Here is a 15,179-nt window from a genome sequence, read left to right as displayed (position 1 = left end):
AGTTGTTTGACAAATTATATATATGTATATCTTTGTTTTATGAAAATATTTCAGGTTTTTGCGCTTCTTTTTTTTATGACTTTTGGGAATATGCTGTATTCTCAGAATACAAATGTTGTAAAAGAAGTTCAGGCAGAAACTAAAAAACTGAGTAAAGCCGTTGACAGCAAAAACGAATCTGCACAAGCAGAATCTTATTACAATATAGGAGAAACCTTTTTCAACGACGGCAATTTTTCTAAAAGTGAAGAATATTTTATTAAATCAAAAAACATCTACGAAAAGCTGAATGACAAGCAGAATCTGGAAAAAGTAACCCGAAAACTGGCTCAATCTCAGGAAAATCAAAATAAGCTTAAATCTGCGGTCAGTAATTATGAAAAAGCATCAAATATTGGATATTCAAAATCGAAAAAAGTTTTAAATTCCAATGATGCTTCAAGACTTTCATCGCCGGTGACAGAAAATAAAGCAGAAGCCATCCAGAACAATATTCAGATCAGCGAAAAGGAAAATAATAAAGAAGATCTTGCAGCTGGTTATAGCCAAATGGCAGATGTTAATATTGAAAATAAAAATATTCCCAAAGCTGAGGAAAATCTCAATTATGCGTATAGAATTTCAAAAGATCAGGCTCCGCAACAGGCTTTGGCAATCAATCAGAAACTAACTGATTTTTATGTTGAAAATAAGAATTTCGATAAAGCTATCGAAGCGAAAAAATCAGTTTTAAAAGAAGATTTCGTCAAAGATAATTCTCGGAAAAAAGTAGAACAGATTCAGGAATTGGCAGAAATTTACATCAAGAAAAATGATCCGAAAGAAGCGATTATTTTATTAAAAAACGCTTACGATATTGCTTTAAACAAAGGTCATACTTTGGAAGCTCAGAAAAGTGTGAAAAAACTCGACAGCTTATATTCTATTTCTGAAAATACTGCCGCTTCTGTGAGTCTTTACCGTGATTTTTTAGGAAGACTTCCCGATTTGGTTTCAAAAGACCGAAGTTTGGTTGATAACAAAATTCTCGAAGATACCGAACAGCGAATTTCACAACTCGAACAGGAAAAAAAGCTAAAAGATGAACTAATTCGCAAGAAAAATATTTTTAATTACAGTTTAATTGGAGCTTTGCTGATATTGTCAGTCTTAATATTTTTTATATTCAGAACCTTGAAAAAAGTCCGGATCAAGAATAAGAAAATTGCTCTACAATCATTGAGAAGAGAGATGAATCCTCATTTTATTTTTAACAGTTTAAATTCTGTCAATCAGTTTATTGCCACAAATAATGAATTGGAAGCCAACCAGTATTTAACAAAATTCTCAAAACTGATGCGAGGCGTGATGGAAAATTCTGCGGAAGATTTTATTCCGTTTCAGCAGGAATTAGATTTATTGCAGAATTATATGGCTTTAGAAAAAACCCGTTTCGCAGACAAATTTGATTACGAAATTTTTGTTGATGAAAATTTAAACCAACAAAATCTTCAGATTCCCGGAATGATGGTTCAGCCATTTTTGGAGAATGCAATTTGGCACGGATTGCGTTACAGAACTGAAAAAGGATTTTTAAAACTTAGTTTTAAAAAAGAAAATCAACATCTGAAAATCACCATCGAAGACAACGGAATCGGAATCGAAGAAAGCAAAAAACAGAAAACCATTCACCAAAAAAACCGGGAAGGTCGTGGAATGAAAAATACGTTGGAGAGAATCAGACTGCTCAATGATTTATATAAAAAAGAGATTTCGTGTTCCATAAAAGATTCTGAAAATGGTGTTATGGTCGAAATTACGTATAAATTAATCAGTTATTAAATTGATTTTTCCAAGAGTCAGCTTTGAACTCGAACTTTAAACCCGAAACCTGCAAACATGAAAATAAAATCAGTAATCATAGATGACGAAAAAATTGCAAGAGATGTTCTCAGAAATTATCTCACAAAATATTGCCCGCAAATTGAGATTTTGGGTGAAGCGGAAAATATAAAAGATGCCGTTCCTTTGATTGCTGAAAAGCAGCCGCAATTGGTTTTTTTGGACGTTGAAATGCCTTTCGGAAATGCTTTTGACGTCTTGGAAGCAACTAAAGAATTTTCTTACGAGACAATTTTTATCACGGCTTTTTCGCAATATTCTTTACAGGCTTTGAATAAATCTGCAAGCTATTATATTTTAAAACCAATTGATATTCAGGAGTTGATTTTGGCGGTCAATAAAGTTGCTGAAAGTATTGAAAAGAATGAAGAACTCAACCGAAATAAAATTCTTCTCGAAAATTTAAAACTAAAGCCCGAAAAACAACAGTTGATTCTCCCCACTTTACAAGGTTTTGACGTTGTTAAAACAGAAGATATTGTTAGGCTTCAGGCGGATGGGAATTTTACTCAGGTTTATCTCATAGATAATTCTAAAAAAATGGTTTGCAGGTTTTTGAAACACTTTGATGATTTACTTGAAAGTCCTTTTGTAAGAGTTCATCGTTCGCATATTATCAATACCAATTTTGTGAGATCTTATCACAAAAGCGGTACCGCAACATTATCTGATGACACTGAAATCGAAGTTTCCTCAAGTTTCAAAGATCAGTTTTTGAAAGTTTTTTCTTGAAGTTTTTTGGGCAGCTTTTCCGCCTTCCGCTCCCGCTTTTTTGTTTCACAAAAAGAGCTCCGCTCAAGTCGGGCTGCAACGATTCGATGTTAAAATTACTGTGAAAGGCATCATTTTTGAATTTTCATACCAACAAAAATATGTCAATATGAAAACTTTTCAGAAAATAGCCATTCCGGTTTCTTTAGCTGTTGTTGGTTTTTTAATATTCAATTCCTGTTCAGTAGGAATTCCGAAAGGAGCAACGGCAATCAAAAATTTCAACTCAGAAAAATATCTTGGTAAATGGTACGAAATTGCCCGTTTCGATTACAAATTCGAGAAAAATATGGATAATGTGACTGCAAATTATTCATTAAATTCTGATGGATCGATTAAAGTTCAGAACAGGGGTCACGATTACGTCAAAAAAGAGTGGAAAGAATCGATCGGCGAAGCAAGATTTGTAAATGATAAATCTGAAGCAAGGTTAAAGGTTTCTTTTTTCAAACCAATTTGGGCAGGTTACAATGTTATCGATATTGATGATGATTATCAAAATGCATTGGTTGTAGGAAACAGCACAAAATACATCTGGATTTTATCAAGAAATAAAGAAATTCCAAATAGCATCAGAGAAAGATTTTTAGCAAAAGCTCAGAAATTAGGCTACAATACAGATGATTTGATTTGGGTAAAACATAATTAATCGTCATTACCATGAGCGAAGTAATTTGGAAAAGGTATACATACAATTTGTCATTCCGTAGGAATCTAAATAACAATTATATTCTACGCTTAGATTCTTACAGAATGACAAACTAAACAATCAATTCAAATTTTTATACTCTTTCCACTCCAAAAAACGATGATCAATAATCTGCTTCATTAGATCATAATTTTCATAAGTGTCTTCAATGTGATAAAAGGTTTCATATTCAAAATCATTTTCTTCAGCCACACTGTCAAAAATATTGATGTAGTCTGTAGCAAATGAACTGAATTTATCTCCGAAATCCGTCTCATCAACATAATAATCTTTCGCAAAAGCGTTTCCCAAATCATTCAGATCATATTCAGAAAATTTTCCGTCTAGGGCATCGATGACAAATTCTGCACCTGTGATTTCACGTTTTTTTAAACTTTCAATTTCATTTTCGTGGTCTTCATTAAGTTCATCGGAATGTAAATTGTTGTTAATGCACCAATTGAGAAACATTCCGATGTGGGTTGCGCTGTTTTTCTCAGGAATTCCTTCTGGGAAATCTCCGCCATAATGCCATGAGGCATCATCATATTTAGTCATAATCTTTATTATAGTAGTCGACAGTTCAAATCAAAGATATAAAAAATCATTTTCTTTTGTTCACTATCGAGATTTTCACGTCATTTGTAGGGAATTTATTCAAAATTAAACGCATGCAAAACGCAGTTCTTATAACCATTGGTGACGAAATTCTTTCCGGAAATACCGTTGATACCAATTCAAATTTTATTGCAACCGAACTCAAAAACATAGGAGTCAAAGTGGTACAGATTTTTACCATTTCAGATGAAATTGAAATGATTAAAAATACTTTAAGATCAGCTTTCGAAATCGGAGATTTAGTCATTACCACAGGAGGTTTGGGTCCGACAAGAGATGATAAAACCAAAAAAGCTTTAGCCGAATTTTTTGATGATGAAATTGCATTGGATGAAGTTACTTTTGAACATCTAAAAGGATACATGGAACGACGTGGTCGCATCGAAATTTTAGAAAGAAACCGCGAACAGGCTTTTGTTCCGACAAAATCTACCGTTTTTCAAAATCATTATGGAACTGCACCTTGTATGATGATGGAACAAGATGGAAAATTGTCTTTCAGCTTACCGGGCGTTCCTTACGAGGTAAAACCTTTGATTAAAGACCAAATTGTTCCTTATTTAAAAGATAAATATAATCTCAATTATATTTCTACAAGGATTGTTTCCGTGGTTGGGATTCCCGAAAGCATTTTGGCTGACCAAATCGAAAGTTGGGAACTCTCTCTACCGGAAAATCTCGCTTTATCTTATCTTCCCGTTGGAACAAGGGTGAAACTGAGACTGACAGCAACCGGAACTGATGAAAATCTGCTGCAATTCCAACTTGAAAATGAAATTCAGAAATTATTTCCGATTATTGGTGAGAATATCATTGCAACGTCTGAAGATAAAATTGAGAAGATTTTAAGTGAAATTTTAACCCAAAAAGGATTCACAATTTCAACAGCCGAAAGCTGCACAGGTGGAGAATTATCTCTTTTATTAACTGCAGTTCCCGGAAGTTCAAAATATTTTGTAGGTGGAATTGTAACGTACGCAACACAGAAGAAAATCGATCTCCTTCATGTTTCGGAAGGCACAATTGAACGTTTTACTGTCGTAAGCGGAGAAGTTTCACGTGAGATGGCAGAAGGTTGTCAGAATTTATTTAAAACAGATATTTCGCTTTCCACCACAGGAGTTGCCGGTCCCGGAAAAGGTGAAGATGGCAAAGATGTCGGCCTGGTTTATTACACGATCAAAGTCAAAAATGAATCTGAAACTTTCAAACTTTATCTTCCGCATCTGGAAAGGCAGGATTTTATCTATTTTGTGTCTCAGAAAATCATTCAGGATCTGGTCGGAATTTTAATCCGTAAATAAAAGGAATTCAGTTATTATTTTTTTGGAAATTCAATTCATAAAATAAAATTAACTTTACCGTAACAAAATTTAAATTAAATATACTTATTGTATAAAATATTATCATAATGAAATCGCTATGTTTTACTGTGAATAAAATCACAAAAATATTGGCGATTGCATAAGACCTTAAAAAAATAAAAGTTTTCTTATGAAAAAATTAACGCTTTCTTTGTTTTTATTGGCAGGAATTTGTTCGCAAAATACGCTGAACGCTCAGGCTAAATCTACCAAAACAGCAATTACAACCGACAAAGGCTTAGACCTCAGTTTGATGGATAAATCTGTTCGTCCGCAAGATGATTTCTACAATTATGTGAGCGGAACGTGGATGAAAACTGCTAAAATTCCTTCTGATAAACCAACATGGGGAAGTTTCAACAAATTAGCAGACGATACAGACAACAACTCGATGACGATTTTAAATTCTCTTCTTAAAGATAAGTTTGCAGACGGAAGTGAAGGTAAAAAAATTCAGGATCTGTATGCTACATACATGAATATGCAGAAGAGAAATGCTGACGGAATCAAGCCTATTCAGGAAAACATCAGTAAAATTGATGCGATTAAAAGTCTTACGGATTTACAAAATTATTTGGCATCTGTTACCAAAGACGGCGACAATACATTCTACAGTTGGGGAGTATATTCAGATTTGAAAGATTCTAATATGAATGCGGTTTACCTGGGTGATGCTGCATTGGGAATGGGAAGAGATTACTACCAAAAAGTAGATGTGAAAAACACTGAAGCTCTCGCAGAATACCAAAAGTATGTTGCTTCAATGTTGAAGGAATTAGGCTACAAAAATGCTGACGCAGCTGCAAAAGGAGTGGTTGATTACGAAAGAAGTATCGCTAAAAACTTGTTGACAAACGAGCAAAGCAGAGATAATACACTTCAGTACAACCCAAAAACGATTGCTGAGCTTTCTTCTTTAGTAAAAAATGTAGACCTTGCTTCTTATCTTAAAAAAGTTGGCGTAAATACAGACAGGGTGATCATCGGTGAAATCGGATATTACAAAAACTTTGATCAGTTGGTGAATGAGAAAAATCTTCCAGTAATTAAAGATTATCTTAAATTTCACATGATCAATGGTGGTGCTTCTTATTTAAGCGAAAAATTAGGTGATACAAAATTTGCTTTTTACGGTAAATATTTAAGAGGTCAGCAAGAGCAGAGAGCTTTGAACAAAAGAGGGTATGAGTTGATCAACGGTTCTTTGGGTGAGGCTTTTGGTAAATTATATGTTGAAAAATATTTCCCGGCTGAAGCTAAAGCTCAGATGGTTGAACTGATCGATTATTTAAAGAAAAGCTTCGCAGTTCACATTAACGGTTTGACGTGGATGTCTTCTACTACAAAAGAAAAAGCAATGACCAAACTGAATAAATTTACAGTAAAAGTTGCTTATCCTGATACCTGGAAAGATTATTCTAAATTAAACATCGTCCCTGAATCAAAAGGTGGAAATTTATATGCAAACCTTCAGAACATTGCAGAATGGCAGTACAATAAAGATTTGGCGAAAATCGGAAAACCTGTTGATAAAACAGAATGGGGAATGACTCCACAAACTGTAAATGCTTATTATAATCCGGTATATAACGAAATCGTTTTCCCTGCTGCGATTCTTCAGCCGCCATTCTTTAACCCAAATGCTGATGCAGCTGTAAATTTTGGTGGAATCGGTGCGGTTATTGGTCACGAGATCAGCCACGGTTTTGATGATTCGGGTGCACAGTTTGATGCAGAAGGCAACCTGGTTGACTGGTGGACTCCAGAAGACAAGGCAAACTTCGAAAAAGCTACAAAAGCTTTGGCTGCTCAATATGATAAGTACGAACCTGTAAAAGGAACTTTCGTCAACGGAACTTTCACCAACGGTGAAAACATTGCAGATTTGGGTGGTGTAAATATTGCTTATGACGCATTGCAAATGTATTTGAAAGATAAAGGAAATCCTGGTGTAATCAGTGGCTATACTCAGGATCAGAGATTCTTCTTAAGCTGGGCAACTGTTTGGAGAACTTTATCAAGTGAGAAATATATGGTAAATCAAGTGAAGACAGACCCGCATTCTCCTGGATATTTCAGAAGCTTTGGTCCGTTAACCAATGTTGATGCTTTCTACAAAGCATTTGATGTAAAACCTGGTGATAAATTATACAAGAAACCGGAGGAAAGAATTAAAATCTGGTAATCAATAAAAAAACCGTTCAGAAATGAACGGTTTTTTTATTTTAAATTTTAGTAAATAAGAAGCATTTTCAAATAAATTAAATTTTTAGTTCGATGTAAGTTCAAAAAAATATTCATATTGTTTGTCATTCCGCAGGAATCTCAATGATGATAAAATTCGATATTTAGATTCTTACAAAATGACCAATCTTATTATAAAGTATAAATAAAAAAATAAATTTTTGAAACTAAAATTCAATCAAAATATTATGAAAACTTAACCTGATTACTCCAATTTAGAGTTAATATCAGCCAGATTAATCTATAAAATCATCATATTGATTTAACATAATTTCTTATATTTGATCAAACTGATTACAAATCAAAATTAATTTAATGAAAAAACTAAATATTGCAGTACTTGCATTCTCAGGTATTGTATTTTTGAATTCTTGTGGAACAGCAAAAAATATGGAAACTTCGAAAGCCGAAACAACAGTCGTGGTTACAGAGCCGGTAAAACAGGAAACTAAAGAGGAGGGACTCAACTTATCTTACATGGATACCACGGTTCGTCCGCAGGATGACTTTTTCAGTTATGTGAACGGAAATTGGGTGAAAACCACTCAGATTCCTTCTGATAAAGCAAGTTGGGGGTCTTTCAATGCATTGCGGGAAAATGTAGATGATGCTTCTTTAAATATTTTAAATAAGATTTTAACTGAAAAATATGCAGAAGGTTCTGAAGGTCAGAAAATTCAGAATCTGTACGCTTCATTTATGGATGTCAGTAAAAGAAATGCAGACGGTTTAAATCCAATTAAAGGAGATTTGGCAAAAATTGATGCCATTAAAAATGTAAATGATCTTCAGAAATATCTTTTAGAAGCAACAAGATTAGGCGATAATTCGTTCTATGGATGGAGAGTAGGGGCAGATATGAAAAATTCTAAAATGAATGCTGTATATCTTGGCGGTCCGGATCTTGGTTTGGGGAGAGATTATTACCAAAAAGTGAATGAAGCCAACACCAAAACTCTGGCAGAATATCAAAAATATGTAAGTCAGTTATTTGGAGTTTTAGGGTACAAAAATTCTGATGCTGCAGCAAAAAACGTGGTTGATTTTGAAAAGCAACTGGCCAATTACCTGCTTACTTTAGAGCAGAATAGAGACGCAAATTTAAGGTACAATCCTAAAAATGTATCTGAATTATCCGGTTTGGTGAAAAATGTAAATCTTGCAAAATATTTAAAAGATGCAGGCGTAAATACAGATAAAGTGATCATTGGTGAAATGAAATATTACCAGAATATGGATCAGTTTATCAATCAGAAAAACCTTCCGTTGCTGAAAGATTATCTTAAATATCATGTAATTAACGGGAATGCAAGTAATTTGGGAGAAAGTTTAGACAATATCCGTTTTGATTTTTATTCCAAATACCTACAGGGACAAAAAGAGCAGCGAGCAATGGATAAACGAGGTCTTGCTCTTGTCAATGGCGTTTTGGGAGAAGCTTTCGGGAAATTATATGTAGATGAATATTTCACTCCTGAGTCAAAAAAGCAGATGGAAATCTACATCGATTATATTTTAAAATCGTTTAAAACCCATATCAATGATATGGATTGGATGTCTCCTGAAACCAAAGTCAAAGCTCAGGAAAAACTGTCTAAATTCACAGTCAAAATTGCTTATCCTGATCAGTGGAAAGATTATTCTAAATTAAAGGTGGAAGCTCCTGCTCAAGGGGCAACTTTATATTCAAACTTACAGAACGTTTCGGCTTGGCAATATCAGAAAAGTCTTGAAAAAGTAGGAAAACCAGTCGATAAAACAGAGTGGGGAATGTCTCCACAAACGGTAAATGCATATTACAGCGGTTCAAACAACGAGATTGTTTTCCCTGCTGCAATTCTTCAGCCTCCTTTTTATAATCCGAAAGCCGATGCAGCAGTTAATTTTGGTGGAATCGGTGCCGTTATCGGTCACGAGATTTCTCACGGTTTCGACGACAGCGGTTCAAGATTCGATGGTGACGGAAACCTGAATAATTGGTGGACAGAACAGGACCGTAAGAATTTTGATGCAAAAGTCGGACAATTAGCAGCTCAATACAACGCTTATGAACCTGTAAAAGGAAGTTTTGTTAACGGTAAATTCACAAGCGGCGAAAATATCGGTGATTTAGGTGGAGTAGCGGTCGCTTACGACGCTCTTCAGATGTATCTTAAAGACAATGGAAATCCCGGACTGATCAGCGGATTTAATCAGGATCAGAGATTTTTCATGAGCTGGGCAACAGTCTGGAGAACCAAATCTACAGATCAGTATATGATTAATCAGGTGAAAACAGATCCGCATTCACCCGGTTATTTCAGAGCATTCGGACCTTTGGTAAATCAGGATGGCTTTATGAAAGCTTTTGAGATCAAACCTGGAGATAAGCTCTATAAAGCTCCCGAAGAAAGAATAAAAATCTGGTAGGATTTTAAACAAATGTTAATACGGAAAACGCATCGAAAGATGCGTTTTTTTATTTATTTTTCATAGCTTAGTGATACCAAAAGTTTAATAATCATTCAATTATCTGTGGTAATTTTGATTTATTTAAAGAAATATCATTACAAAATTTTGTATGTTACAGTTTTTTTATAAATTTAAACAATGGATTGGTCAAAAATTTGCTAATCCAAACCAAAATCAACAATCTCAAAATAATAATAATATGGCAATGTTTAATTACGGTGTTGGCGGTAACGAAGTCAAGGTCGACGCTAATGAAGCTATTCAGGAAATCCAGGAAAACAAATCCCTCATCGTAAGTCAGCTTACAACAGATGAATCTTATGTTCCCGAAATTGTAACAGGACTAAAAACTGTAGACGACGTCTTCAGACATTTTCAACCCGCAGTTGCTGTACAGCACGAGACAGAAGATGGAAATGTAGTTGAAGAAGAATTCCGTTTTCAGAATCTTGCAGACTTTACTCCCAAAAATCTAGTTCAGAAATCAGACTATCTGCAGCAGCTCAGTATGGAGCAGGAGCAGTACAATAAAATTGTACGTCAGCTGAAAACCAATAAAATTTTGCGAAATATGCTCGAAAATGAGCAGACAAGAGCTGCATTTATTGAAGCCTTAAAGGAAGTGGCACAAGAACTTGAAAAATAATAAACACCTACACAAAATATTATGGATAGTAAGTTACAGGCTGCAGAAAGCCAACAGCATAATCAACAGCAACAATCTGGAAAGCCAAAAGGAAGTCCTGTTGAAGAATTAAATAAGATCGGTGGTTTTGGCTTTATAGAATCTGTTGTAGATGGAATTGCCAATATGAACCCGACCAGAAAAGCAAGAAAAGAAATTTTCCTAAACGATGGAAATAAAGCAGACGAAAGAAAAGAACTTCTTCAGAAAATCAACCTTTGGGTTGAGCTTTTAGGAAGCAACGAATCGGCAGAAAAAATGGCAGATACCTGCAAAACAAAAGCACAGGCTGCCGAACAAAACTTAAAAACAAATCTAAAAAATACACTTGATTCAGTTCGTCAGTTAGAAACAAACTACAGAACGGTTGCACAGTTTTATAAAAATACCGAGCTCGATAAAGTCGATAATGTAAGCATCGTCAATGCAAGTCTTGAGCAGGTTTCAGATTTGGATAACCCTTTGTTTATTGAAGCAATTGCTGAAGAATTTAAACAATATTATGACCGTTTGGATCTTCGTGATAACTACTCAATTTTAGCAATTCCGGGATATTTAGGATCAAATAAAGTCATCGAAAAATGGGCGAAAATCTGTAACGAGAACAAAGTAATGATGGTTACCGATTTTGCGAATCTCGACAAACCGGATGATGTGGTAGATTTATTCCACTCTGCAAATCTTACGGGTGGTGAATTGCACAGAAGTAATGTGATCATGACGTGTAACTGGCTTGTTGGCCGTGGAAGAGCTGAAGAAGTAGGTGAGGAAGAAAATGTAGAACTTCCGCCGTCAACTTCATTGGCAGGAAAAATTCATAAAACATTAATGTCTCAGGTTGCCGCAGGTAAAAAACACGGTAATATCAACGAGGTAGACGCTGTAAAATTCGAGTTGAAGAAAAGTGAAATTTCTCAGTTAGAAAAAATGGGTCTTGTGCCGATGGTGAACGAATACGGTAAAATCATGGCATTCTCGGCTAAAACATTGTTTACAGGAGATAATATCGGTCTTCAGACCTATTCTGTAGTTCGTGTTTTCGATTATGTAACTAAAGTTTTATTAGATTTCTTAAACAGAAGAGCCTTCGAAAACTGGAACGCAAGAAACGAGGACGATTTGAGAAGACAGATCGTAACATTCTTAGACGGTATTAAAGGCGCAGATAAATTGATCGAAAAATTCAAAATCGTTCGTTTTGAACAGGATAAAGTCAATAAAGACAGAGTTTGGTTAGACATTCGTCTGACTCCATATTTCCCGACAAAAAGTTTTGTGATAAAACTGGATGGTCATAAAGGAGATGACGGTAACGAATGGGATGCTGAATATATTCAGGATTAATCATTTTAAAATAAATACAAAACCGATGTTCAAAAAGCATCGGTTTTTTTGTTGGGTAAATTTCAGATAAACTTTCAAAACTTTTCGGCTCCGTAGGAGCGAAATGTTTGTAGTACAAAAAACGTTCGCAAAAAGCGAGCTCCGTAGGAGCGATAAATTTGTAGCTTTTAAAAAACATTCAAATCCTTCATTTGAATTTCATCCTATTTATTCAATTTCATATTTTAAAATCATAAAAACACGACAAATAATAATTTATCTTTGCGAATATAAAATGAGACGGCTTTTTGGAAAATAACAAAAAAACATCAGACTTTCTTCACATCGGGAACAAACTTTTGAAATGGTATGATACAAATGCAAGAGATTTACCCTTCAGAAATACAAAAGATCCCTACAAAATCTGGATTTGTGAGATTGTCTTTCAGCAGACCAGAATTGCTCAGGGATTAAATCATTATAATAATTTTATTAAAAGATTTCCCGATGTTCAGACTTTGGCAAAAGCTGAAGAAGATGAGGTTTTATTATATTGGAAAGGTTTAGGTTATTATTCACGAGCAATTAACATTCACAAAGCTGCACAGCAAATCATCAATGATTATAACGGAATTTTCCCTTCTGAATATGAAGAAATCTTAAAGCTAAAGGGTGTTGGTAAATATACAGCGGCTGCGGTTTCAAGTATTTGTTTTAATGGAAAAATGCCGGCTGTTGACGGAAATTTCTACAGAGTTTTAAGCAGGATTTTTGCGGATGATTTTGATATGTCAAATTCCAGAGCATTTAATTATTTTTCAGAACTGGCACATTTGATCATGCCGGAAAATGTAGGTGATTTTAATCAGGCGATGATGGATTTAGGCTCTGAAATCTGCAAACCAAAAAATCCTTTATGTGGAGAATGTCCTTTAAACCAAGATTGCCTTGCTTTTTCGTTAAATAAAACCTCGGAATTTCCTGTTAAAACCAAGAAAGTAAAAGCACAGGATTTAGAATTAAAATACTATTTTGTTCACAGAAACGGAGAATTTTTAATTCAGCAGAGAAAGGATGATTTCATCTGGAAAAAACTGTTTGAATTTCCACTTAAAATTTCGGATGAATTGATGCCTTTTATTAAAAGCATAAAAACCGTTAACCATAAATTAACTCACAAAAATTTAAGCATAGAAATTTTTAATGTTGAGATTGATTCAGAAGAGGTTTGGAGAAATTTTACTGTTGAAAATGATTATATTATCACTGATGTTGAAAGTTCTCACCAAAGATCGTTTCCGAAACCTTTAGAAAATTATATTCAGAATTATGATGTGGCGTATAAGTTTTTGTGATAGTTGAAAACACGGAAATATCCATACAGTTTGTCATTACGCAGGAATCTAAGCAATGATTTTAAAATAATAATTTGAATAACAGAGTTTAGATTCCTGCGGAATGACAAATTTATTTGGTGCTTTTTAAAAGTTTAAACCAAATTCCTATCAAATCAAATTTCAAAACTCATTGAAATGCTGAAATTTGTATCATAAAATCTAAAATGTAATTTGTATTTTTGCAAAATGATTAGAAAAGTCATTTTTATTTTCGCTTCATTGCTCCTTATTTCTTGTGAGAAAGAGACTCAACCGAAACCTTATGGTGAATTGAGATTAGAATATCCCACACCGAAATATCAGAAATTTGACAAAAATTGTGCTTACACTTTTGAATATTCAGATTTTGCCAAAATTGTTGACGCAAAAAAACCTTGCTGGTACTACATGAATTACCCGAAGATGAAAGCAAAAGTTTTCATCACTTATTTTCCGGTAAAGGATGATTTTGCAGATCATGTGAGAGAATCTGAAAAAATGGTTTACGAACACACCATCAAAGCAAGTTCAATTGATGCCAAATCTTTTCAGTATCCTGAAAAAAAAGTTTACGGAAATTTTTATGAGCTGAAAGGGCAGAGTGCTTCTAATCTTCAGTTTTACGCTACAGACAGTACAAAACATTTTGTAACTGCCTATTTATATTTTGATACACGTCCAAAGCCGGATTCTCTGGCACCGGCAGTAGATTATATCAAAAAAGATATTAAGCATATGCTGGATACTTTTGAATGGAAGAATTAATACTTAAAAAAAATACATTGGTAATAAATCGTAAAGATTGCATATAACCATTATAAAAAAATATAAAATACATATGAAACTTTTAGTTGTAGGAAGTGTAGCATTTGATGCAATAGAAACACCATTTGGGAAAACAGATAAAATTTTAGGAGGAGCTGCCACATATATCGGGATTACTGCATCAGTAATGGGAGTAAAATCAGGAATTGTTTCTGTTGTGGGAGGAGATTTTCCTCAGGAGCATTTAGATATGTTTACAAAAAGAGATATCAATATCGAAGGAATTGAGATCGTAAAAGAAGGAAAAACTTTCTTCTGGTCTGGTAAATATCATAATGATCTGAATACGAGAGATACTTTGGCAACTGAAGTCAACGTTCTTGAAAATTTTGATCCGAAAATTCCTGATTCAATGCAGGATGCAGAGATTTTACTTTTAGGAAATCTTCATCCGGGTGTTCAGTTATCTGTACTTGAAAAAATGAATCAGCGTCCGAAGCTTGTTATTCTTGATACCATGAACTTCTGGATGGATTCTGCAATGGATATTCTGAAAGAGATGATCGCTAAAACCGACGTGATCAGTATTAATGATGAAGAAGCAAGACAGCTTTCCGGTGAATATTCTTTGGTAAAGGCAGCGAAAAAGATTCATACGATGGGTCCTAAGTTTGTGATCATCAAAAAAGGTGAGCATGGTGCAATTCTTTTCCATGATGACAAAATATTTGCCATTCCTGCGCTTCCGTTGGAAGAAGTCTTTGATCCTACAGGAGCGGGAGATACTTTTGCAGGAGGCTTCGCGGCATATTTAGCTAAAAAAGGTAAATTCGATTTTGAAACAATGAAGTCTGCATTGATCGTAGGATCTGCGATGGCTTCTTTCACCGTAGAAAAATTCGGAACAGAGAGAATTGAAGAAGTAAGCGAAGCTGATATGTTCAGCAGATTGCGAGAATTCAAAGAATTGACGACTTTTGATGTTGAGCTGCAATAATTGAAGCTTTTTTAAG

The 15,179-nt window shown here is 34.4% G+C and carries 12 protein-coding genes; 11 read left to right on the top strand and 1 reads right to left on the bottom strand.

Annotated features, from left to right (window positions below; genetic code table 11):
- The first annotated feature begins 39 nt into the window (after positions 1-39).
- The 3 genes from K0R77_RS12790 to K0R77_RS12780 all read left to right on the top strand — a co-directional run bounded on the left by K0R77_RS12790 (position 40) and on the right by K0R77_RS12780 (position 3,301).
- Positions 40-1,821: a histidine kinase gene (locus tag K0R77_RS12790; protein WP_300352937.1), complete on the top strand. Its 1,782-nt coding sequence runs from the start codon at positions 40-42 to the stop codon at positions 1,819-1,821.
- Positions 1,822-1,878: 57 nt separating this feature from the next.
- Positions 1,879-2,613 carry a LytTR family DNA-binding domain-containing protein gene (locus K0R77_RS12785; RefSeq protein ID WP_300352934.1) on the top strand — a complete coding sequence of 245 codons (735 nt, stop codon included), beginning with the start codon at positions 1,879-1,881 and terminating at the stop codon, positions 2,611-2,613.
- A gap of 148 nt (positions 2,614-2,761) precedes the next feature.
- Entirely contained in the window at positions 2,762-3,301 is a 540-nt protein-coding gene (locus K0R77_RS12780) for a lipocalin family protein (protein WP_300352931.1), read from the top strand.
- Between the two features lie 120 nt (positions 3,302-3,421).
- Here the strand turns inward: K0R77_RS12780 and K0R77_RS12775 are convergent, their stop codons facing one another.
- The gene (locus tag K0R77_RS12775) at positions 3,422-3,898 is read right to left on the bottom strand and encodes a hypothetical protein (protein WP_300352928.1); all 477 of its coding nucleotides are present in this window, start codon (positions 3,896-3,898) and stop codon (positions 3,422-3,424) included.
- A gap of 113 nt (positions 3,899-4,011) precedes the next feature.
- On the opposite strand from K0R77_RS12775, the gene K0R77_RS12770 reads away from it, so the two are divergent.
- The 8 genes from K0R77_RS12770 (at position 4,012) to K0R77_RS12735 (ending at position 15,163) form a co-directional block, all read left to right on the top strand.
- On the top strand, positions 4,012-5,262 hold the full coding sequence (locus tag K0R77_RS12770; protein WP_300352925.1) for a CinA family nicotinamide mononucleotide deamidase-related protein: 1,251 nt from the start codon (positions 4,012-4,014) through the stop codon (positions 5,260-5,262).
- A gap of 190 nt (positions 5,263-5,452) precedes the next feature.
- On the top strand, positions 5,453-7,507 hold the full coding sequence (locus K0R77_RS12765) for a M13 family metallopeptidase (RefSeq protein WP_300352922.1): 2,055 nt from the start codon (positions 5,453-5,455) through the stop codon (positions 7,505-7,507).
- Between the two features lie 374 nt (positions 7,508-7,881).
- Positions 7,882-9,975, top strand: coding sequence for a M13 family metallopeptidase (locus tag K0R77_RS12760; protein ID WP_300352919.1), 2,094 nt, complete (start codon positions 7,882-7,884; stop codon positions 9,973-9,975).
- A gap of 151 nt (positions 9,976-10,126) precedes the next feature.
- Positions 10,127-10,663 carry a type VI secretion system contractile sheath small subunit gene (locus tag K0R77_RS12755; protein ID WP_300352916.1) on the top strand — a complete coding sequence of 179 codons (537 nt, stop codon included), beginning with the start codon at positions 10,127-10,129 and terminating at the stop codon, positions 10,661-10,663.
- 21 nt (positions 10,664-10,684) lie between these two features.
- A complete protein-coding gene (locus K0R77_RS12750) occupies positions 10,685-12,046 on the top strand; it encodes a DUF5458 family protein (protein WP_300352914.1) in 1,362 nt (453 codons plus the stop codon).
- A 287-nt stretch (positions 12,047-12,333) separates the two neighbouring features.
- Complete coding sequence (gene mutY / locus K0R77_RS12745) at positions 12,334-13,380, top strand: A/G-specific adenine glycosylase (protein WP_300352912.1); 1,047 nt, start codon at positions 12,334-12,336, stop codon at positions 13,378-13,380.
- Between the two features lie 228 nt (positions 13,381-13,608).
- Positions 13,609-14,166 (top strand): gliding motility lipoprotein GldD, encoded by a 558-nt coding sequence (gene gldD, locus K0R77_RS12740; RefSeq protein WP_300352909.1) that lies wholly within the window; start codon positions 13,609-13,611, stop codon positions 14,164-14,166.
- Between the two features lie 73 nt (positions 14,167-14,239).
- On the top strand, positions 14,240-15,163 hold the full coding sequence (locus tag K0R77_RS12735) for a PfkB family carbohydrate kinase (protein WP_300352906.1): 924 nt from the start codon (positions 14,240-14,242) through the stop codon (positions 15,161-15,163).
- Positions 15,164-15,179: the final 16 nt, after the last annotated feature.

Origin of the sequence: Chryseobacterium sp., from assembly GCF_029240215.1 — a bacterium.
In the GTDB taxonomy this organism is placed as follows: Bacteria; Bacteroidota; Bacteroidia; order Flavobacteriales; family Weeksellaceae; genus Chryseobacterium.
The sequence above is the reverse complement of the archived record's forward strand: the minus strand, read 5'-3'. Positions and strand labels throughout refer to the sequence as shown.